1 protein-coding gene is annotated in these 346 nt (G+C 64.2%); it reads left to right on the top strand.

The genetic code is table 11. From position 1 onward, the window contains the following. On the top strand, positions 1-346 hold a 346-nt coding region (locus AB4Y92_RS26920; RefSeq protein WP_441822402.1), incomplete at both ends, for a class I SAM-dependent methyltransferase.

Below are 346 nucleotides of genomic sequence, written 5' to 3'. Positions count from 1 at the left end.
GGAGATTGTCAGCGCCGCATCTCTTGAACCGGGCTGGAGATTTGTTGCCGTCGACCCTTCCGAAGAGATGATGGATGTTACGGCGGGGCGGTTGCAGCAACTCGGCTTCCTCGAGCGGACGGAGATCGCGATCGGCGATGTCGAGGAGCTTCCCGGCGGGCGCGATTTCGACGCCGCGACGCTGATCGGAGTGCTGCATCATCTCCCGGGAAGGAAGGCCAAGGACGACATTCTTGCCTCCATTGCGTCACGGCTGAAGCCCGGCGCTCCCCTCATTCTTGCTGGCAATCGCTTTGCCTACGCCGCCGAACCTCTGCTGCTGGCGGCCTGGGCGGAGCGCTGGCGC

Origin of the sequence: Lysobacter sp. TAB13 (assembly GCF_052113885.1) — a bacterium.
In the GTDB taxonomy this organism is placed as follows: Bacteria; Pseudomonadota; Gammaproteobacteria; order Xanthomonadales; family Xanthomonadaceae; genus Lysobacter; species Lysobacter gummosus.
The sequence above is the reverse complement of the archived record's forward strand: the minus strand, read 5'-3'. Positions and strand labels throughout refer to the sequence as shown.